General features: G+C 46.2%; 21 protein-coding genes and 1 pseudogene (1 of these 22 only partly in view). 18 read left to right on the top strand and 4 right to left on the bottom strand.

The features are described from left to right. Positions 1-25: 25 nt before the first annotated feature. From QGT46_RS07130 to QGT46_RS07075, 12 genes are all read left to right on the top strand, one after another. Positions 26-676 carry a ClpP family protease gene (locus tag QGT46_RS07130; RefSeq protein WP_024727973.1) on the top strand — a complete coding sequence of 217 codons (651 nt, stop codon included), beginning with the start codon at positions 26-28 and terminating at the stop codon, positions 674-676. Between the two features lie 129 nt (positions 677-805). Continuing rightward, positions 806-2293 (top strand): 4Fe-4S dicluster domain-containing protein, encoded by a 1488-nt coding sequence (locus QGT46_RS07125; RefSeq protein WP_024727972.1) that lies wholly within the window; start codon positions 806-808, stop codon positions 2291-2293. A gap of 160 nt (positions 2294-2453) precedes the next feature. Beyond that, positions 2454-4814, top strand: coding sequence for a DNA translocase FtsK (locus QGT46_RS07120; protein WP_148459935.1), 2361 nt, complete (start codon positions 2454-2456; stop codon positions 4812-4814). A gap of 18 nt (positions 4815-4832) precedes the next feature. Next, on the top strand, positions 4833-6506 hold the full coding sequence (locus QGT46_RS07115; protein ID WP_148459934.1) for a formate--tetrahydrofolate ligase: 1674 nt from the start codon (positions 4833-4835) through the stop codon (positions 6504-6506). 23 nt (positions 6507-6529) lie between these two features. Continuing rightward, entirely contained in the window at positions 6530-7378 is an 849-nt protein-coding gene (folD, locus tag QGT46_RS07110; RefSeq protein ID WP_006568916.1) for a bifunctional methylenetetrahydrofolate dehydrogenase/methenyltetrahydrofolate cyclohydrolase FolD, read from the top strand. Positions 7379-7381: 3 nt separating this feature from the next. Next, positions 7382-8719: a 30S ribosomal protein S12 methylthiotransferase RimO gene (rimO, locus tag QGT46_RS07105; RefSeq protein ID WP_148459933.1), complete on the top strand. Its 1338-nt coding sequence runs from the start codon at positions 7382-7384 to the stop codon at positions 8717-8719. After that, on the top strand, positions 8703-9236 hold the full coding sequence (gene pgsA, locus QGT46_RS07100) for a CDP-diacylglycerol--glycerol-3-phosphate 3-phosphatidyltransferase (RefSeq protein ID WP_148459932.1): 534 nt from the start codon (positions 8703-8705) through the stop codon (positions 9234-9236). The genes rimO and pgsA overlap by 17 nt, the downstream gene beginning before the upstream one ends. Positions 9237-9248: 12 nt before the next feature. After that, complete coding sequence (locus tag QGT46_RS07095; RefSeq protein WP_148459931.1) at positions 9249-10487, top strand: competence/damage-inducible protein A; 1239 nt, start codon at positions 9249-9251, stop codon at positions 10485-10487. 135 nt (positions 10488-10622) lie between these two features. Further along, on the top strand, positions 10623-11672 hold the full coding sequence (recA, locus tag QGT46_RS07090) for a recombinase RecA (RefSeq protein ID WP_148459930.1): 1050 nt from the start codon (positions 10623-10625) through the stop codon (positions 11670-11672). Between the two features lie 9 nt (positions 11673-11681). Continuing rightward, entirely contained in the window at positions 11682-12281 is a 600-nt protein-coding gene (locus QGT46_RS07085) for a regulatory protein RecX (protein WP_148459929.1), read from the top strand. Positions 12282-12359: 78 nt separating this feature from the next. After that, positions 12360-12953 (top strand): zinc dependent phospholipase C family protein, encoded by a 594-nt coding sequence (locus QGT46_RS07080; RefSeq protein ID WP_148459928.1) that lies wholly within the window; start codon positions 12360-12362, stop codon positions 12951-12953. Between the two features lie 104 nt (positions 12954-13057). Next, positions 13058-13855 (top strand): SDR family NAD(P)-dependent oxidoreductase, encoded by a 798-nt coding sequence (locus QGT46_RS07075; protein WP_024727965.1) that lies wholly within the window; start codon positions 13058-13060, stop codon positions 13853-13855. Positions 13856-13901: 46 nt separating this feature from the next. Here the strand turns inward: QGT46_RS07075 and QGT46_RS07070 are convergent, their stop codons facing one another. Next, positions 13902-15527, bottom strand: a complete 1626-nt coding sequence (locus QGT46_RS07070; RefSeq protein ID WP_024727964.1) for an ABC-F family ATP-binding cassette domain-containing protein — start codon at positions 15525-15527, stop codon at positions 13902-13904. 188 nt (positions 15528-15715) lie between these two features. On the opposite strand from QGT46_RS07070, the gene ylxM reads away from it, so the two are divergent. From ylxM to QGT46_RS07040, 6 genes are all read left to right on the top strand, one after another. Beyond that, positions 15716-16072, top strand: a complete 357-nt coding sequence (gene ylxM, locus QGT46_RS07065) for a YlxM family DNA-binding protein (RefSeq protein ID WP_301590124.1) — start codon at positions 15716-15718, stop codon at positions 16070-16072. 38 nt (positions 16073-16110) lie between these two features. Further along, positions 16111-17451, top strand: a complete 1341-nt coding sequence (gene ffh / locus QGT46_RS07060) for a signal recognition particle protein (protein WP_024727962.1) — start codon at positions 16111-16113, stop codon at positions 17449-17451. Positions 17452-17501: 50 nt separating this feature from the next. Continuing rightward, complete coding sequence (rpsP, locus tag QGT46_RS07055) at positions 17502-17747, top strand: 30S ribosomal protein S16 (protein ID WP_024727961.1); 246 nt, start codon at positions 17502-17504, stop codon at positions 17745-17747. A gap of 16 nt (positions 17748-17763) precedes the next feature. After that, positions 17764-17991: a KH domain-containing protein gene (locus QGT46_RS07050; protein WP_006568928.1), complete on the top strand. Its 228-nt coding sequence runs from the start codon at positions 17764-17766 to the stop codon at positions 17989-17991. Positions 17992-18084: 93 nt separating this feature from the next. Then, positions 18085-18840, top strand: a complete 756-nt coding sequence (locus tag QGT46_RS07045; RefSeq protein ID WP_024727960.1) for an exodeoxyribonuclease III — start codon at positions 18085-18087, stop codon at positions 18838-18840. Positions 18841-18858: 18 nt separating this feature from the next. Further along, positions 18859-19908 (top strand): endonuclease/exonuclease/phosphatase family protein, encoded by a 1050-nt coding sequence (locus tag QGT46_RS07040; protein WP_148459926.1) that lies wholly within the window; start codon positions 18859-18861, stop codon positions 19906-19908. Positions 19909-19955: 47 nt separating this feature from the next. Here the strand turns inward: QGT46_RS07040 and QGT46_RS07035 are convergent, their stop codons facing one another. The 3 genes and pseudogenes from QGT46_RS07035 to QGT46_RS07025 form a co-directional block, all read right to left on the bottom strand. Beyond that, positions 19956-20429, bottom strand: coding sequence for a hypothetical protein (locus QGT46_RS07035; RefSeq protein ID WP_024727958.1), 474 nt, complete (start codon positions 20427-20429; stop codon positions 19956-19958). Between the two features lie 42 nt (positions 20430-20471). Then, positions 20472-21140, bottom strand: a pseudogene (locus QGT46_RS07030) (SLC13 family permease). 220 nt (positions 21141-21360) lie between these two features. After that, positions 21361-21539, bottom strand: the 3' end of a protein-coding gene (locus tag QGT46_RS07025; RefSeq protein ID WP_148459925.1) for an ArsB/NhaD family transporter. 1090 nt of this gene lie beyond the right edge of the window; 179 of the gene's 1269 nt are visible here — the last part of the coding sequence; the start codon falls outside the window, past its right edge; it ends in the stop codon at positions 21361-21363.

Below are 21539 nucleotides of genomic sequence, written 5' to 3'. Positions count from 1 at the left end.
ATTAAATCAAAGTGAGGATGTCGATATGAATGAAGATCAAAGAAATGAAATAAAAGATATCGGAGAATTGGATTTGGGCGGTATCCACGTGATGACGGTCATTGGAGAGATCGAGGGGCACCAGCTGTCAGCCCAGAATTCCAAGACAACCAAATATGAGCATATGATCCCGGCGCTGGCAAGAGCAGAGTATTCTGATGATATCAAAGGAATCCTGATCCTGATCAATACGGTCGGAGGCGATGTGGAATGCGGTCTGGCGCTCGCAGAGATGATCGCTTCCCTGAGCAAACCCACAGTAACTCTTGTATTGGGAGGAAGCCATTCCATCGGTGTGCCCCTTGCAGTCTCTTCCGACTATTCTTTTATTGTTAAAAGTGCAACAATGATGATCCACCCAGTGCGGTCCGGCGGTACTTTTATCGGTGTGCTTCAGAGCTACCGCAATATTGAGAAGATCCAGGACCGCATTACAAGGTTTATCAGCGACCACTCTGATATCACAAAAGACAAGGTAGAAGAGCTGATGCTCCACATCGGAGAGCAGGTGAAGGACGCAGGGACCATATTGGAGGGAGAACAGGCGGTGGAGCTGGGTCTCATCAATGAAATCGGAGGCATGAGCGAAGCCTTTGCAAAGCTTCAGGAACTCGTACAAAATACCTCGGAAAACTGAGAGAAAACCGGGGGTTTCGGTGTACAGAATAAAGTACAAAAAAAGCAAAAAAATCCTTTAATTTCGGATAAAAGTAGTGTAGAATGATAATAGATTGTTTTTATTTTAACGAACATTAAAGGAGGAGCTATGAGAGGAATTGAGACCCCGGTCCGAGAGATCAGAAAAAAGGTATTTACAGAGATTGCTAAATTTGCCTATGAACAAAGAGACCTTGAAGAAATTGAGGATCTGCCGTACGAATTAGTGAAAGGTGAGCTGCCGACATACCGCGACAGTATTTATCGTGAAAGGGCAGTGGTAGGAGAGAGAATCCGTCTTGCCATGGGGATGTCTTTAAGACCTGCTGATAAGCCTGCAAGAATAACAAAAGGAATCAAACAGAGCAACATTGCGGAAAAATACTACGAGCCGCCGCTTTTGCAGGTGATCCCGGCAGCGTGCAACGCCTGCAAGGACAGAGCATTCATCGTAGGAGGAGAGTGTCAGGGATGTATGGCACATCCATGTATGGAAGTATGTCCGAAAAATGCCATCAGCTTTGTGGACGGATATTCCTACATCGATCAGGAAAAGTGCATTAAGTGCGGACAGTGCCAGAAGGTTTGCCCATACAGTGCGATCCATGAGAGAAAAAGACCGTGTGAAGTTGCCTGTGGCGTGGGAGCGATCGAAACCGACTATGCCGGACGCGCTACCATCAATCCGGACAAGTGTGTATCCTGCGGTATGTGCATGGTCAACTGTCCGTTTGGAGCCATCGCAGACAAGTCACAGATCTATCAGCTGATCAAAGCCATGAATGAGGGCAACGAAGTCATCGCCATCCTGGCCCCTGCTTTTGTTGGTCAGTTTGGACCGAAGGCAACACCTGCCAAGGTGAAGGCCGCACTGCTGGACATCGGATTTGCCGATGTATGGGAAGTGGCAGTGGGAGCGGATGCAGGTGCTCTGGAAGAAGCGGATCACTATGCACATGGAGTTGTCACAGGAGAGGTGCCGTTCCTTTTGACCTCCTGCTGTCCGTCCTGGTCTATGCTCGGGAAAAAGTACTTCCCTGAACTGATCGACCAGATATCAAATTCACTCACCCCGATGGTGGCAACAGCCAGAGCTGCAAGACAGACCAACAAGAATGCAAAGATCGTGTTCGTCGGCCCTTGTGTGGCTAAAAAACTGGAAGCTTCCAGGAAATCTGTCAGAAGTGAAGTGGACTTCGTCATTACATTTGAAGAATTGGATGGCATGTTTACCGCCAAGGATATTGATTTCAGTACTTACGACAAAGAAGTCGAGATGAACGATGCGTTCGGTGCAGGACGCGGATATGCAGTTGCAAGCGGTGTTGCCGCGGCTATCGAAGCATGTGTGAAAGAATACCATCCGGGAGTAGATGTGAAGATTGACCACGTGGAAGGACTCGCAGAGTGCAAGAAGATGCTCCTTCAGGCAAAAGCCGGCAAGAAGAACGGCTACCTGATCGAAGGAATGGGATGCCCGGGAGGGTGCGTTGCCGGAGCCGGAACCAATATCCCGGTAGTCAAAGCGGGTGTACAGGTTAAAAAGTTCGTGAATGAAGCAGAGCAGTTCATTCCGCCTGAGACAGCAAAATACTGATATTCATTATATTTCAGAGATACAAAAGAGTCTGAACGGAACCAAAGAGTTCTGCCCAGGCTCTTTACATTTATTTAGGTTAATTGTAAAATAGGCATATAACTCTTTTGATAAAGGGTTGTTGAGCATTAAATATAAGAAGAAAAGAGATTCCAGAAGAATGGCAGCAAAAAAAAGAAAGAGAAGAAACACAGCACGAAAGAAGAAAAAGCAAAAAGACTTTGCAGGCTTCTATCAGGAAATTGCGGTTCTGTTAAGTTTTGCAGTTTGTCTTTTTTTATTTTTGAGTAATTTCGGACTCTGCGGGAAAGTGGGAAACACGGTAAGTTCCGCGCTGTTCGGAGTACTGGGCGGTGTTCACTATGCTGCCCCTATTGTTATATTGATCATGATCCTTCTGCTGATCTCCAATCAGTACAGCAGCATCTCGGTAAAGAAGTCTTTTTTTATTGTTCTGCTCCTGTGCATGACTGCGGCGATATGGCAGATGGCGACAGACATCCGTATGTCTGATGCAGGAGTGCTATATCGGTACGGATCGGAACATCATGCGGGAGGCGGCGTGGTCGGAGGTGTCATCGCTAGTTTTCTGTATAAGGAGCTGGGACTGGCAGGCAGTTATGTTGTCGTGTTTTTTTTGACAGCAATTTCTATGATACTGATCACCGAGAGATCACTACTCTCCTTTGTAAAGCGTGTGGCAGCATTTTTCGTACCCGAACGGACTTCAGGAAAGAAGACGAAAACAGCTGAAAAGAGAAAGACAAAGGAAAAAGAGGACAGGCAGACATCCAGGATCAAGACTCCAAAACTCCCCGACTTAAAGCTGAAAAGGAGGGAGAAACAGTCACAAGTACTGGATGACCTGACCCTGATGCCGGAAGAACCGGCAAAAGAACCGGAGAAGCCGTTTGATTTAGATGAGATGATCGGACAGGCCGATGAGGAGGTTCTGCCGGAGGAGCCGGAACTGAAGCCAAGCAAAAGATCTTTTGTGAACAGAGAGAAGTCAGAGCCCGAACCTATGCCGGAGATCTCCATACATCCTTCTGCGCTTGAGGAGGGGGATTATGTGTTTCCGCCGGTGACTCTGCTGAAAAAGGGAAAGAAGGCAGGAGGAAACAGCCAGGCAGAACTTAAAAAGACAGCCCTGAAACTGGAGCAGACGTTGAGAAACTTCGGCGTCAACGTGACGATTACAGATATCAGCTGCGGGCCTTCTGTTACCCGGTTTGAACTTCAGCCGGAGCAGGGAGTGAAGGTCAGCAAGATCGTCGGGCTTTCCGACGATATTAAACTGAATCTGGCAGCCCCGGACATACGGATCGAAGCTCCGATCCCGGGCAAGGCGGCAGTGGGCATCGAGGTGCCTAATAAGACCAATCAGGTGGTCATGTTCCGGGATCTGATTGAAAATAATGACTTTAAACGGTTCTCTTCCAACATCGCGTTTGCGGTAGGAAAGAATCTGGCCGGAAAGGTGATTATCTCAGACATTGCAAAGATGCCTCACCTTTTGATTGCAGGTGCCACAGGTTCCGGAAAATCAGTGTGTATCAATACGCTGATCATGAGTATTTTATATAAAGCAAGCCCCAACGATGTGAAGCTGATCATGATCGATCCGAAAGTCGTGGAGCTAAGTACATATCAGGGAATCCCACATCTTCTCATCCCAGTGGTCACAGATCCGAAGCAGGCATCCAGCGCACTTAACTGGGCGGTTATGGAGATGGGAGACCGCTATAAGAAGTTTGCGGATGTCAATGTAAGGAACCTGACCGGATATAATGAAAAAGTAAAAGAGATGAAGGAAAAGGGAATGGAGGGCGAGGACTTCCAGCCGCTGCCTCAGATCGTCATTATTGTGGACGAGCTTGCGGATCTTATGATGGTTGCGCCGGGTGAGGTAGAGGATGCGATCGTAAGGCTTTCCCAGCTTGCCAGAGCCGCAGGTATTCATCTGATCATCGCCACCCAGAGACCGTCTGTCAATGTCATCACAGGACTGATCAAGGCCAATGTCCCTTCGAGGATCGCATTTTCTGTGTCCTCCGGGGTGGATTCCCGTACGATCATCGACATGAACGGAGCGGAGAAGCTCTTAGGCAAAGGAGATATGCTCTTTTATCCGGCAGGATACCAGAAGCCGGTCCGGGTTCAGGGAGCGTTTATAAGCGATGAGGAAGTGGGACGTGTCGTAGACTTCTTAAAGAGCCAGAACATTGAAGATGACTACGGCAGTGAGATCAAAGAAAAGATCGAAACGGCCAGTGTAAAGGCATCTGTTTCGGCAGACAGAGATGAATATTTTGAAGATGCGGCCAAATTTATCATAGATAAGGACAAAGCATCCATTGCAGGCCTTCAGAGGATTTTTAAGATCGGTTTCAACAGGGCGGCGAGGCTGATGGACCAGCTCTGTGAAGCCGGGATCGTCGGAGAAGAGGAAGGTACAAAGCCCCGCAAGGTTCTCATGAGCCAGGAAGAATTTGAACAATATAAAGAAGAATATTTATAGAAGAAAGGAATTCAACCAATGAAAACAGATATTCAGATTGCACAGGAAGCAGAGTTACAGCCAATCAAGGAAGTAGCGGCGTCTCTTGGGATCAGTGAAGACGATCTTGAGCTGTACGGCAAATATAAAGCGAAGCTGTCTTCCGGATTCATGAACGAAATCAGGGATCGCGGGGACGGGAAGCTTGTGCTTGTGACGGCTATCAATCCGACTCCGGCAGGAGAAGGAAAAACCACGACCAGCATCGGTCTCGCGCAGGGCCTCACAAAGCTCGGAAAGAAAACGGTGGCTGCGTTAAGAGAACCTTCTCTTGGACCGTGCTTTGGGATCAAAGGAGGAGCTGCCGGGGGCGGATATGCTCAGGTAGTGCCTATGGAAGATTTAAACCTTCACTTTACTGGTGATTTTCATGCTATCACTTCCGCAAATAATCTTTTGGCGGCTATGATTGACAACCATATCCAGCAGGGAAATGCACTGAGGATCGATACGAGAGACATCGTCTGGAAACGATGCCTGGACATGAATGACAGGGCACTGAGAAATATTGTCGTGGGACTGGGAAGAAAAGTGGACGGCGTTGTCCGTGAGGACCATTTTGTGATCACGGTGGCCTCTGAGATCATGGCAATTCTCTGTCTTGCAAACGACATGGAAGATCTGAAGAAACGTTTAGGCAAGATCATTGTTGCCTATAATATGAATAAAGAACCTGTGACAGCAGCGGATTTAAACGCTGTGGGAGCCATGGCGGCCCTTTTAAAGGATGCCTTAAAGCCGAACCTGATCCAGACGCTGGAACATACGCCGGCCTTTGTACACGGCGGTCCTTTTGCCAATATCGCTCACGGCTGCAACAGCGTCCAGGCTACGAAGATGGCTTTAAAGCTTTCCGACATCACTGTCACGGAAGCAGGCTTCGGAGCGGACCTTGGAGCTGAGAAGTTTTTGGATATCAAATGTCCGATGGCAGGACTTGCTCCGGATGCGGTTGTTCTGGTGGCTACGGTCAGGGCTCTTAAATATAACGGCGGCATTTCCAAAGAAGATCTGGGCAGGGAAGACATCGACGCCCTGAGCAGAGGAATCGTAAATCTGGAAAAGCATATCTCCAACCTGAAGCAGTACGGGGTCCCTGTGGTTGTCACACTGAACCGGTTTGTCACGGACACTGAGGCTGAGCTGGACTTTATCAAACATTTCTGCCAGGAGAGAGACTGTGATTTTGCCCTGTCAGAGGTGTGGGAAAAAGGCGGAGACGGCGGCATCGAGCTTGGAAAGGCAGTCCTCAGGACGTTAGAGACGAAAAAAAGCGAGTACCACCCGCTGTATTCATACGAGGATACGACCATCGAAGAAAAGATCGAGACCATCGCCACAAAGATTTACGGCGCGGATCATGTCGTCTATGCACCGGCGGCAGTCAGACAGAAAAAGCAGCTTACGGAACTTGGCTACGGAAATCTTCCGGTCTGCATGGCGAAAAACCAGTATTCTTTATCTGATGATCCGAAGAAGCTTGGCCGTCCGGAGAATTTTGATATTACGATCCGCGAAATCTATGTAAACGCAGGAGCCGGATTTGTTGTAGCGCTGACCGGAGATATCATGACCATGCCGGGGCTTCCGAAAAAGCCGGCGGCGGAAGGCATTGACGTAAACGAAGACGGTGCCATCACCGGTTTATTCTAGAAATGACGAGAGGGAGAACATACATGACACAGATAATAGATGGAAAAAAGATCTCAGCGGAGATCAAAGACGAATTAAAGCAGGAAGTGGCTGCCATGAAAGCAGAGGGAAAAGAGATTGCCCTGGCGGTGATCCAGGTAGGAGAAGATCCTGCATCCTCTGTCTATGTGAGGAATAAGAAAAAAGCATGCGAATATATTGGGATTACTTCTGTATCCTACGAGATACCGGAAGATTCCACCCAGCAGGAATTGCTTGATCTGGTGGAAAAGTGCAACAAAGATCCAAAGATCAACGGAATTTTAGTCCAGCTCCCTCTGCCGCCGCATATGGATGAAGATGCGGTGATCCATGCCATTGATCCGAAGAAGGATGTAGACGGATTCCATCCGGTCAGCGTGGGAAACATGGTGATCGGCAATGACGGATTCCTTCCGTGCACTCCGGCCGGGATCATTGAACTTTTAAAACGCTCTGGTGTGGAGATCGGCGGAAAAGAATGTGTCGTCGTGGGCAGGAGCAATATTGTGGGAAAACCTATGTCTATGCTTCTGCTCAGAGAAAACGGCACAGTGACCGTCTGCCATTCCAGGACGAGGAATCTGCGGGAAGTATGCAGCCGCGCGGATATCCTGGTAGTAGCTGTCGGAAGGCCTAAATTCATTGATGCATCCTATGTCAAAGAAGGGGCTGTCATCATCGATGTGGGTATCCACAGAAATGAAAATAACAAGCTGTGCGGGGACGTGGATTTTGACGCAGTGAAGGAAAAGACATCTGCGATCACTCCGGTGCCGGGAGGCGTGGGACCGATGACGATCGCTATGCTGATGAAAAACTGCGTACAGTCAAAAAAATTGTTTGGAGAATAACAAATGAAAATACTTTTTATTTCTCTTGGATGTGATAAAAATCTTGTAGACAGTGAGGTGATGCTGGGACTGCTCACAGAGAGAGGACACACTTTAACGAACGACGAGGAAGAGGCGGATGTGATCGTCATCAACACATGCTGTTTCATTCATGACGCCAAAGAAGAGAGCATTAATACGATCCTTGAGATGGCAGCTTATAAAGAACGGAATCTGAAAGCACTCGTGGTCACAGGATGTCTGTCTGAGCGCTATAAAGACGAAATCCTGGAGGAGATTCCGGAAATCGATGCGGTGCTCGGGACTACCAGTTACGATTCTATTGTCGAGGCAGTGGATGAGGCTCTTGCGGGCAATGGCTATGTACATTATGAGAGCATCAATTATCTTCCGGATAATTCCGGACACCGGCGTCTGGTCACGACCGGAAGTCATATGGCTTATTTAAAGATTGCCGAGGGATGTGACAAGAGGTGCAGCTACTGTATCATTCCGAAGATCCGGGGGAGGTTTCGGAGTGTTCCGATGAAGGAACTGTTAAAGAGCGCTCGGGAGCTGGCAGCATCCGGTGTGACAGAGCTGGTCCTGGTAGCTCAGGAGACGACGCTGTACGGAAACGATCTTACCGGTAAAAAGGAGCTTCCCGTTCTGCTGAGAGAACTTTGTAAGATCGAGGGAATAAAATGGATACGCCTGCTGTACTGTTATCCCGAGGAGATCACCGATGAGCTGATCCGGACGATAAAGGAAGAAGAAAAGATTGCAAACTATATCGATATGCCGATTCAGCACTGCAGTGACGGGATTTTAAAGCGGATGGGCCGCAGGACATCTAAGAAGGACATCGAAACGATCATCGAGAAGCTTAGGAATGAAATACCGGACATTGCGATTCGTACAACGCTTATCACCGGTTTTCCGGGCGAGACAGAAGAACAGCACGAAGAACTGAAGGGGTTTGTGAGGCAGCAGCGCTTTGAGCGCCTGGGAGTCTTTACTTATTCTCCGGAGGAGGATACAAAGGCAGCAGAATTTGAAGGGCAGATAGAAGAAGAGGTGAAGGAAGCCAGAAGGGATGAACTGATGGCCCTTCAGCAGCAGATTTCCTGCGAACATACTCAAGGGATGGTTGGAAAAACTATCAGGGTACTGATCGAAGGATATCTGTTTGAGGACGATGTGTATGTGGGCCGCAGCTATATGGATGCACCAAAAGTGGACGGATGTGTCTTTGTGACTTCACCGGAAGAACTGCTGACCGGAGACTATGTTTATGTGAAAATTACCAAAGGAAATGAGTACGATTTGATAGGAGAGATGGACTATGAATTTACCCAATAAACTAACGATATTGAGAGTATTGATGATACCGATTTTTATTTTTGTACTGCTGTCGGAACCGTTTGGTGAGATCAGCAAGTGGATTGCCGTGGCCATTTTTATCATTGCAAGCCTCACTGACTTTCTGGACGGACATATCGCGAGGAAGTACAATCTTGTGACTAATTTTGGAAAATTTATGGACCCTTTGGCAGATAAGCTTCTAGTCTGCTCTGCCATGATCGCTCTCGTGGGCATGAACCGCCTGGCATCATGGATCGCGATCATTATTATCGCCAGAGAATTTATTATCAGCGGTTTCCGGCTGATCGCATCAGACAACGGTGTGGTGATCGCAGCCAGCTATTGGGGTAAGTTCAAGACCAATTTTCAGATGTTTATGATCATTATGCTGATCATCGACCTGGGAACAGGCACAGCGGTGCTTATTGAAAATATTTTAGTATACATTTCGCTTGTGTTGACCATTATATCATTATTGGATTATTTATTAAAAAACAAGAATGTCTTGAAATAGAAGGAGACAATTATGACAGCAGAAATTATTTGTGTGGGAACAGAAATATTATTAGGCAACATTGTCAACACCAATGCTGCCTATCTGTCAGAACGCTTAGCCGCCCTTGGGACAAGCGTTTTTTTTGAGACCACTGTGGGTGACAATCCAAAGCGGGTGGAAGAAGTGATTCAGACAGGAATGAAACGGTCGGATATCCTGATCTTGTCAGGCGGACTCGGGCCTACGAAGGATGACCTGACAAAAGAGATCGCGGCAAAAGCCTGCGGTCAGGAGCTTGTGGAAGACGCAGAGGCGAAGGAACGCCTCACTTCCTACTTTACGAGCATCAAACGTCCGATGACGGAAAACAATTTAAAACAGGCCATGGTGCCGGAAGACTGTACTGTTTTATACAACAAAAACGGTACTGCGCCCGGTATGGTGATCAACGGACCAGAAGATAAGAAGATCATCCTGCTTCCGGGACCTCCAAGCGAGCTGATCCCGATGTTTCATGAGCAGGTAGAACCGATTCTTTCTGAACTTCAGCCTGGTATTTTATATTCCAAGGTTGTCAAGATCGACTGTCTGGGAGAAAGTTATGTGGAAACCCAGATCATGGACCTGATTGATGAACAGAGCAATCCAACGGTGGCACCGTATGCAAAGTTAGGGGAAGTGCATTTAAGGGTGACGGCCAAGGCTGACTCTGAGGATGAGGCAAAAGAGCTTGTCATGCCTATGGTGGAAGAACTGAAATCAAGATTTGGAAACAAAATTTATACCATTGAGGAAGACGAAACACTGGAGGAAGTGGTCGTAAAGATGCTTGAGCGCAAGGGTGATAAGATCGCCTGTGCCGAGTCCTGTACCGGCGGCCTGCTTGCCGGAAGGCTGATCAATGTTCCGGGGGCGTCAAATGTATTGGATGAGAGCTTTATCACCTACTCCAATGAGGCTAAAATGAAGTACCTTGGTGTAAAAGAAGAAACTTTGAAGGCCTGCGGCGCTGTCTCAGAGGAAACGGCAAGAGAGATGGCAGAAGGTGTTTTAAAGACTTCAGGCGCAGATATTGGTGTGGGGATCACCGGACTTGCAGGTCCCGGGGGAGAGACAGAAACGAAAAAACCGGGGCTGGTCTATATCGGAGTCAGCAGACGCGGCAACACAGTTGTGAAGAAGTATGATCTGAGAGGAAACCGCGCCAAGATCAGAGAAGTTTCTGTGTGCCGGGCACTGACAATGATCCGGAAAGCACTGTCAGAGTGATTGTAAAATATATAAAAATATGTTAAAATAAAGGAGAAAAACAAGTACGAACAAATATTCGACGAACACTTGTTTTTCTCTTTGTGCTATGATATAATCAAAAACAGTTCATAATAAGATAAAAGGAGAATACAGATGCAACAGACAGAGAAGTTAAAAGCATTGGATGCAGCTCTCACGAAGATAGAGAAAGATTACGGCAAAGGAGCCGTGATGAAACTTGGAGAATACCAGGCGGATATGAGCATCGAGACTACACCGACAGGATCTCTGAGCCTGGATATCGCTCTCGGAGTCGGAGGAATTCCGAAGGGAAGGGTGATCGAGATTTATGGTCCGGAGTCAAGCGGTAAGACAACGGTCGCATTACATATGGTTGCAGAAGTACAGAAGAGAGGAGGCATTGCCGGGTTTATAGATGCAGAGCATGCTCTGGACCCGGTCTATGCTCAGAACATTGGAGTGGATGTGGACAACCTCTATATTTCTCAGCCGGATACCGGGGAGCAGGGACTTGAGATCGCCGAGACCATGGTTCGTTCCGGTGCCGTGGATATCATTATCGTCGATTCTGTCGCAGCACTGGTGCCAAAGGCAGAGATCGACGGAGATATGGGAGATTCCCATGTGGGTCTCCAGGCAAGGCTCATGTCACAGGCTTTGAGAAAACTGACGGCTATCATCAGCAAGTCCAACTGTACCGTTATTTTCATCAACCAGCTGAGAGAAAAAGTAGGAGTCATGTTCGGGAATCCTGAGACAACTACCGGAGGGCGTGCTCTGAAGTTTTATTCTTCTATCCGTATGGACGTGCGGCGTATCGAGACACTGAAGCAGGCCGGGGACATGGTCGGAAACCGCACCCGTATCAAAGTCGTAAAGAATAAAGTTGCACCGCCGTTTAAGCAGGCGGAGTTCGATATCATGTTCGGTGAAGGAATCTCTAAAGAAGGAGATATCCTGGATCTGGCGGCCGGCGTAGATGTGATCAAAAAGAGCGGTGCATGGTATGCATATCAGGGAGAAAAGATCGGACAGGGAAGAGAGAATGCCAAGACATACTTAAAAGAACATCCGGAAGTAGCCCAGGAAGTGGAGGCGGCAGTCCGCAGGGAATACGGACTGGAAGCGGGAACAGAGGACGACGCACCGGCAGAAGAAAAGTCGGAGACAAATCATCAGTAAGCATCAGATATGAGAGTGACGATGCTGGAGCCGGTAGGGAAAAAGCAGATCAGACTCTATCTGGAGGATGAACGATATTGTCTTTTGTATGCAGGGGAAGTCAGGCGACTTGGTCTGAAAGAAGACATGGAACTGTCCGATGTACAGAAGAATGAACTGGACAGCATGCTCCTAAGCCGGGCCAAATTAAAGGCGATAAATCTTTTAAAGGTCTCTGACCGGACAAAGGAGGAGATCAGGATGCGACTTAGGCGTCTGGAACTGCCTGATTCCTGTATAGAAGGAGCGATCTCCTATGTGGAAGGATACCGCTATATAGACGACGAAGCCTATGTGAGAAATTATATCGAGTACCGGGGATCTTCAAAGAGCCGTCTGAAGCTCAGACAGGAATTGTCCAAGAAGGGCATAAGGCCGGAATTGTTTGAACAGATCTGGGAAGAGTCTGCTGCCTCAGAGTCAGATGTTCTGAGAACACAGATTAAAAAAAGGATTCGGCAGAAAGGACCGGTAACAGAGGAAAATTTCCAGAAGAATCTGGCTTTCTTTGCCAGAAGAGGATTTTCAATTCATGACATTTTAGAAATTCTTAAGGAATATAAAGAGTAATTCAGTTGATTTTTCTAGAAAACTGGATATAATAAGATTAGAATCAGAGTTACATGTCAAGTTCTTTAAGGAGATCGAATGAGAAAAAAATCACATATTTCATTGGCTGGACAAATTATGGATTCACTGAGACTGGAAGAAGTTTTTGACTATAAGTTACCGTTTTATGTCGGGAGTATCTGGCCGGACTGCAGACCATCCTTTTTGACAACACCGCATACTTTTGACATAACATATGATAAAATAGAGAATCAACTTGATGACTTTGTATCAGACTATGATACACTGAAGGGGATGAACATGCGCCGCTGCGCAAAGTTGGGAGTGATTATTCATTATATTGCTGATTACTTTACGTATCCCCACAACAGCACCTACGAGGGCAATGTAAAGGACCACTGTATTTATGAGAGGGATTTAAAACACGGACTCAAAGAGTATCTCTCCACAGAAGAAGCTATGGAGCGCAAAGACAAGATTGTTCCGTTGAGTTCTACAAAAGGTTTGTCTGAATTCATTCAGAACATCCATGCAGAATATATGCGCGGTGAACACAGCGTGGCAGATGATATCAAGTACATTGTGGATGTGTGCACCACAGTAGTGATGAGCATATTAAATATTATTAAGATCAGCTACGAGAATGTTGCTCTGAAAGTACAGTACGCATAAGCAGAAGAATTTATACCGCAGGCTAGCTTTTATGAAAAGTTATCCTGCGGCATTTTTTTGTGGAAGAAGGAAATAATTAATAAATAAGAAAGGAGATCAGAGGTATGAGATTAAAAGATAAAGTAATCTTGATTACAGCTTCAACGAGGGGGATTGGTCTGGCGATAACGAAAGCGTGTGCCGAAGAAGGTGCCATTGTATATATGGGGGCCAGAAACCTGGAACGAGCGGGGCAGAGAGCGGATGAGCTGAATCAGAAGGGCTTTCGAGTAAGGTATGTGTATAATGATGCCTATGAACCGGAGACTTACGACAGTATGATTGAGGAAGTGGTCAATAAGGAAGGGCGTATCGATGTGCTTGTAAACAATTTCGGCACTTCAGATCCGAAGAAAGACATGGATATCGGCCATACGGACTGCATAGACTTCCTTCAGATCGTCAATACGAATCTGACCAGTGTGTTTGCGGCTTCCCAGGCAGCCATAAAACACATGGAAGCACAGGGGAGAGGCAGTATCATCAATATTTCTTCCGTAGGCGGATTGGTACCGGATATCTCTCAGGTTGCCTATGGAACCAGCAAAGCGGCGATCAATTATCTCACCAAATTGATTGCGGTCCAGGAGGCAAGGCACAATATTCGTTGCAATGCTGTTCTGCCCGGCATGACGGCGACTGATGCAGTGCAGGATCATCTGAGCGATGAGTTCAGAGAATTCTTCTTAAAACACACGCCGATCCGGAGAATGGGAAAACCGGAGGAGATCGCTGCGGCAGTTGTGTATTTTGCCGGTGATGAGTCTGCCTACACTACCGGGCAGATCATGGATATATCCGGCGGATTCGGAAAAGCGACACCTATCTTCGGAGACATGGCCGAGATGAAGCAGAAACGCTGAAAAAGAGCAGGCACCAATAAAGGATGCCTGCTCTTTCTGAATTTATTTAGTTTTCTTCGTCGTAGTTTGCGACCTGGCGTTTTCTTGCAGACTCATCATTTTCCAGATATTCATCATAGGTTCCGAGGAAGTCGATCATGCCGCTGTCCGTGAACTCAATGATACGGTTGGCCGTGGTCTGTACAAACTGATGATCCTGTGAACTGAACAACAGCCCTCCGGTAAACTTGTGGAGCCCTTCATTCAGGGCAGTAATGGATTCCATATCCAGGTGGTTGGTCGGCTCATCTAAAATGAGGATGTTGGCTCCGCTGATCATGAGTTTAGACAGCATACAGCGGACCTTTTCTCCTCCGGATAAAACAGAAACTTTCTTTAAGGCTTCTTCACCCGAGAAAAGCATACGCCCGAGGAAACCGCGGACAAAGGTGACATCCTTGTCCTCAGAGTACTGGCTGAGCCACTCTGCGATGGACATATCTTCACTGAAATCCTTTGTGTTGTCCTTAGGAAAATAGGACTGGGAAGTCGTGACACCCCATTTATATGTCCCCTTATCTGGCTCCAGTTCCCCGGCAATAATACGGAAGAAGGTTGTGGTAGCCAGTGTATTCGGGCCTACAAAAGCGATCTTATCCTCTGGATTCATAGTGAAAGAGACATTATCAAGGACTTTCACACCATCGATTGTCTTGGAAAGTCCTTCTACAGAGAGGGCATCGTTTCCGATATCGCGGATTGGTTTGAAATTGATATAAGGGTATTTTCTGCTGGATGGCTTGATCTCGTCCAGCTGGATCTTATCCAGTGCTTTCTTTCTGGATGTGGCCTGCTTGGATTTGGAAGCGTTAGCACTGAATCTTGCAATGAAATCCTGCAGTTCTTTGATCTTTTCTTCTTTTTTCTTGTTGGCATCTTTCATCTGTTTGGAGATCAGCTGGCTGGACTCATACCAAAAATCATAGTTTCCAGTGTAGAGCTGGATCTTTGCATAGTCGATATCAGCGATATGGGTACATACCTTATTTAAAAAGTAGCGGTCATGGGATACAACGATAACGGTGTTGTCAAAGTCGATGAGGAAATCTTCCAGCCAGCGGATGGCTTCCAGATCCAAATGGTTGGTGGGCTCATCCAGCAGCAGGATGTCCGGATTGCCGAACAAAGCCTGGGCCAAGAGTACTTTAACCTTCTGAGAACCGTTTAACTCAGACATCTTTGCATAGTGGAGATCATTGTCAATACCGAGTCCGTTCAGGAGCGTTGCAGCATCGGATTCGGCTTCCCAGCCGTTCATATCGGCAAATTCAGCTTCCAGTTCGCTGGCCTTGATGCCGTCTTCCTCTGTAAAATCCTCTTTGGCATAGATCGCATCTTTTTCTTTCATAATCTCATAAAGCCGCGTATTCCCCAGCATCACAGCATCCAGCACCGTGTATTCATCATACTGGTAGTGATCCTGTTTTAATACGGACAGCCTCTGGCCGTCTGTGATGGCTACTTCACCCTGAGACGGCTCCAGTTCACCGGACAGGATTTTTAAAAAAGTTGATTTGCCCGCTCCGTTGGCTCCGATCAGGCCATAACAGTTGCCCTCTGTAAATTTAATGTTTACATCTTCAAATAATGCGCGTTTTCCAAGGCGCAGTGTCACATTGATTGCTTGTATCATAGAAATAAACCTTTCTTATTTAAAATTCGTTTGGGATCGTCTTTTTTCTATTTTACAGGAAAGTGAAACTTTTTCAAGTGATATTTCCACAGAACAGTAAAATGTGCAAGGAAAAATACTTGACAAACAGAAAGATATCCGATACACTATATCTCGGTAAAGGAAAAACACTTTACAGGAGAGGCAGCATGGAACGGATTGTAGAACAGACACTCTTATACGATTTTTATGGAGAGCTTCTGACAGAACATCAAAAGGAAATATACGAAGACCATGTACTGAACGATTTGTCTCCCAGCGAGATTGCGGGAGAACACGGAATTACGAGACAGGCTGCCTATGATATGATCAGGCGCTGCAATAAGATTCTCGCCGGATATGAGAGAAAGCTGCACCTTGTGGAAAAGTTTTTGAGGACGAAAGAAAAAGTAAGTGAGATTCATCTTCTGGCCAAGAGCATTTTAGATGCAGAGGATCAGCAGCAGATGAAAACAGAGATCAGAAAGATAGAGCAGGTATCCAACGGGATTCTGGAAGATTTGTAACAGATCGCCGGTGTCTGCGTCGGATTCAGGAGGATGTTATGGCATTTGAAAGTTTATCTGAGAAACTTCAAAACGTATTTAAAAATTTGAGAAGCAAGGGACGACTGACAGAGAACGATGTAAAGGCAGCGATGAAAGAAGTCAAGCGGGCGCTTTTAGAGGCTGATGTCAACTTTAAAGTTGTTAAAACATTTATTAAAGCTGTTCAGGACCGTGCTGTTGGGCAGGACGTACTAAACGGACTGAATCCGGGACAGATGGTCATTAAGATAGTAAAAGAAGAGATGGAGGCCCTGATGGGGTCCACGACCACAGAGATTCAGTTGAAACCCGGCAATGAAATCACAGTTATTCTGATGGCAGGTCTCCAGGGTGCGGGTAAAACGACTACCACGGCTAAGATCGCCGGAAAGTATAAGCAGAAGGGAAAACGTCCGTTACTGGTGGCCTGTGATGTCTACCGTCCGGCAGCGATCAAACAGCTTCAAGTCAATGGAGAAAAACAAGGTGTCCCGGTATTTTCCATGGGAGATAAGATGAACCCTGTGGATATCGCAAAGGCATCCATTGAGCACGCGGCGAAGAATGGCAACAACATTGTCATTCTGGATACAGCGGGCCGCTTACATATCGATGAGGACATGATGACAGAACTGATTGCCATCAAACAGGCCGTCGATGTGCATCAGACCATTCTCGTAGTAGATGCCATGACCGGACAGGATGCGGTCAATGTGGCAAAAGATTTCAATGAAAAAGTCGGAGTCGACGGTGTCATCCTTACAAAGATGGACGGCGATACCAGAGGAGGAGCGGCATTATCGATCCGTTCTGTCACAGGGAAACCGATTTTATATATTGGTATGGGAGAGAAGCTGGATGATCTTCAGCAGTTCTATCCCGACCGCATGACGAGCCGGATTCTTGGCATGGGAGATGTGCTGACTCTGATCGAGAAGGCTGAAGCTACCGTGGATGAGGAAAAGGCGCTGGAGATGCAGCAAAAGCTCAGAAAAGCTTCCTTTACCTTTGACGACTTTTTAGAACAGATGGAGCAGGTAAAGAAGATGGGAGGACTTGCCGACATGCTGTCCATGATCCCGGGACTTGGGAATCAGTTAAAGGGTGCAGACCTGGATGACAGTATGATGGACCGGACCGCATCGATCATTTATTCGATGACGAAGGAAGAGCGGGCCACGCCGGAGATCATCAATCCTTCCAGAAGGAAAAGGATTGCCGACGGTGCCGGGGTGCCGATCTCAGAAGTCAACAAGCTTTGCAAACAGTTCCAGAACCAGAAGAAGATGATGAAGCAGATGTCTGGTATGTTTGGTGGCAAGAGCGGAAAAAAAGGCAGATTTAAATTTCCTTTTTAACGCTTTGTTATAGATATTTTTAACAATTAAAATTTATGGAGGTGAAACAGATGGCAGTAAAGATGAGATTAAAAAGAATGGGACAGAAAAAGTCTCCTTTTTATAGAGTGGTTGTAGCAGATTCCAGATCTCCGAGAGACGGAAAATTCATCGAAGAAATCGGTACTTACGATCCGAATCAGGATCCAAGTGTGATCAAATTCGACGAAGACGCTGCAAAGAAATGGTTATCTCAGGGTGCACAGCCGACAGATACTGTTGCAAGATTACTTAAAGTTGCTGGAATTGAAAAATAGTTAGGAGGCAAAACGCATGAAACATTTGTTAGAAGTGATTGCAAAAGCCCTCGTAGATCAACCGGACGAAGTAACAGTAATCGAGCGTGAGACTGAAGATGCTTTAATCTTGGAATTACATGTTGCCCCAGGTGATATGGGAAAAGTCATTGGCAAGCAGGGAAGGATTGCAAAGGCGATCCGGACTGTGGTCAAGGCTTCCGTTGATAAAGGCGACAAAAAGATTGTTGTAGATATACAATAAAGGTTAAAATCCTGTAATCAAGGTGTTATACTGAGGTTACAGGATTTTTTTGTGTCATAAATCCCAGTATATTGTAACAGAAGGAGAAAGACTATGATCCAGTTGGTATCTTGGAATGTAAACGGGCTGAGAGCCTGCGTGAAGAAAGGATTTTTAGATGTAATGGGGCAGTTGGATGCAGATATCTTCTGCATCCAGGAGACGAAGCTCCAGGAGGGCCAGATCGATCTGGAACTTCCGGATTATTACCAATATTGGAATTACGCAGAAAAAAAAGGATATTCGGGGACGGCAGTATTTACAAAGATCAGGCCTTTGTCTGTAAAAAATGGAATCGGTGTCGACGGGTTTGACCACGAGGGGCGAGTGATCACTTTGGAGTTCGATGATTATTTCCTGGTGACCTGCTATACCCCGAATTCCCAGAGTGAGCTTGCCAGATTATCATACCGGATGGACTGGGAAGAAAATTTCAGAGAGTATCTGCTCAAACTTGAAGAGGACAAGCCGGTTATCCTCTGCGGCGACCTGAATGTGGCGCACACGGAGATTGATCTGAAAAATCCAAAGACAAACAGGAGAAATGCGGGATTTACAGATGAAGAGAGGGAAAAATTCACCAAACTCTTAGAAGCCGGATTTATTGATACATTCCGCTATTTTTACCCGGATGTGACCGAGGCATACAGCTGGTGGTCATATCGGTTCAGAGCAAGGGAGAAGAATGCGGGATGGCGCATTGATTACTTCTGTGTTTCCGGGGACCTTGAAGAACGCCTGGCAGAGGCAGTCATTCATACAGATATTTATGGTTCTGACCACTGCCCGGTTGGACTGTACCTGGAATAATAGAAAGGACTGAGGCTTATGAAGATGCTGAAAAAAGCAGCTAAAATCATGGCAGTGGTGATCACTGCAGTCGTTTTTGTGTTTACAGGATTGCTGATCTTTGTCACGGTCATGGAATACCGGCCCCAAAAGACAGAAAGTATAAAGAAATCAGAGGGAACCAGAGAGATTTCCAGAGAAGATCCATTTACCGTGGTCAGCCTGAATACCGGATACGCCGGCCTCGGAAAGGACGAAGACTTCTTTATGGACGGAGGTACAAAAGTGAGACCGGACAGCAAGATTCAGGTGGAGGAAAATCTTGCAGGGATCGTGGGCATGCTGAAGGAACACAAAGCGGACGCTTATTTTCTGCAGGAAGTGGATCTGGATTCCAAACGCTCTTATTCCACTGACCAGAAAAAGTATTATGAGGCTATGCTGGGACTGGGCGGAATGTTTGCCTATAACTTTAAAGTGGCTTACGCTCCGTATCCATGGCCAACCATCGGACATGTGGAGAGTGGTCTTCTGACGCTGACGGACACCAGGGTCAACAAAGCCGAAAGGATTGCTTTGCCGGAATCTTTTTCATGGCCTCTTAAAACATGCAATCTGAAACGGTGCCTTTTAAAGACCAGGCTGCCGGTCAAAGGATCAGGGGCGGAGCTTGTGCTGATCAATCTGCATCTGGAAGCCTATGATTCCGGAGAAGGAAAAGAAGCCCAGAGCAAAATGCTTCTGAACGTATTGGAAGAAGAATATAAGAAAGGGAACTATGTGATCGCAGGAGGAGATTTTAACCAGACTTTTGAGGGGATCACCAAGTATCCGATCCGCAATAAAGAAGACTGGTCTCCCGGAGCTATCGGAAATGAGATTCTTCCGGAGGGCTTTAAATTTGCAGTAGATGATTCATACCCTACATGCCGTCTCCTGAACAAAGCCTATGAGAAAGATTCACAGGTCTATGTGATTGATGGCTTTATCGTCTCGCCGAATGTGCAGGTGGAGCAGGTGAAAGTCTTGGATCATGATTTTCATTATACGGACCATCAGCCGGTCAGGCTGAAAGTAAGACTCAAATAAAAAAGAAGGGGCTCTCCTGTATCTTAACAATACAGGGAGCCTCCTTTTTAATCGTCTTCTTTCAGGTCGATTTTTTTCGAAGCCTGATACAGGTTAATAATATCTGTCAAAGACTCTTCCATTTTTTCCTGTATTCCCTCAAGTTTATCGGGGTCTACATTGTAATTTAAAAACAGTTTTTCTATGTTTTCTGTGACATGATGTCCCAAATGCGAAATGATCAGGAAGGTATCAAAGTTCTTGCTGTTCTTTGCGTTCACAAAACGCTTTAAGTCACTCTGGATAAATTCGAGGATCTCACGATCGCTGGCAAATTTTCCGTGGATCATCGCATAGGGCTGAACACGCTGCAGAAAGTATTTGTTGTGGCGGGTGATATTAAAGACATAGGACACGATCAGACCGTCTCCCAAGTCAAATTCTGCTATGTGCATTATGCTGTTATATTCTTTGATTGACGTGGCGCCCAGCTGACGCAGATTAATGTTAATAAAATCGCTGGTTACTGTGTTTTCATTCATAAAAAATCCTCCTTAAAAAGTACATACTGTGAAGCGCATTTCTTAGCGCGGCGGAATTAATTTAAAAAAATATGTGAATTTGATCAGTAAAAAGACGGAACAAACTGCAATGGAGATCAGCATAATTGGAAATCCCACTATAAAATATTTCCCGAAGGAGATGGGATAGCCTGCATTTTTGCTGATGCCTGCCAGCACCACATTTGCAGAGGCACCGATCAGAGTGCTGTTTCCTCCGAGACAGGCGCCCATCCACCAGAGAGGTTCAGCATGGACCCCACTGGCCTGCATGGTAAAGATCATATTTCCGCCGTTTAAATTCATCAGGCGTTTATCTTTGATGGATTTGTGTTCATCCGGCTGCATCACTTTCTGTACATTCTTTTCATCCACAGTGAGGCTTTTTTTATAAATAAACCGGTAACAGATAATTGAAACGATCATGCTAAGAACAACCGCTGCCCCGGTATTCCGGATAAAATCCATAAAGTTTAGATTTGTGGCCGTACCGATCATAATATTGGGCGGGTAACCGATCAAAGTAGCTGTACCTCCGGCATTGGATGCCATGATTTGTGTGAGCATGTAAGGCACCGGATCAACTTACAATATATTTGTAATAGCCAGAGTCATAGGTCCTACAAGGAGAATTGTAGTGACATTGTCAAGCAGGCCGGACAGTACTACTGTGATGATGATAAAAACAACCATGATGGGCCACGGACTTTGGCGAGCTTGTCAGATTTGATCGCTATGTATTCAATAATAGCGGACGTCTTGATGACAGATACCATAAGCATCATCCCAAAGCGGCCAGCGTATTGTTTACCCTGTTCGTGATAATGGCAGCCATTGTAACAACAAAAATAATGATTGCAGCTATTTGATCTGCAGATATAAAACCCCTCCTATAAAAACAGTAGTTAAATAATTATGAAAACCGGATCAGCAGAAAAACAGAGCATATAAATACTGACAGTATCATCATAGGAAAACCAATTTTAAAGTATTTTCCGAAAGTAATCGGATATCCTGCATTTTTACTGATGCCTGAAAGAACTACATTGGCTGAGGCTCCGACCAGTGTACCGTTGCCGCCAAGGCAGGCTC

Source organism: Anaerostipes faecis (assembly GCF_910574135.1).
GTDB lineage: Bacteria > Bacillota > Clostridia > Lachnospirales > Lachnospiraceae > Anaerostipes > Anaerostipes hominis.
The sequence above is the reverse complement of the archived record's forward strand: the minus strand, read 5'-3'. Positions and strand labels throughout refer to the sequence as shown.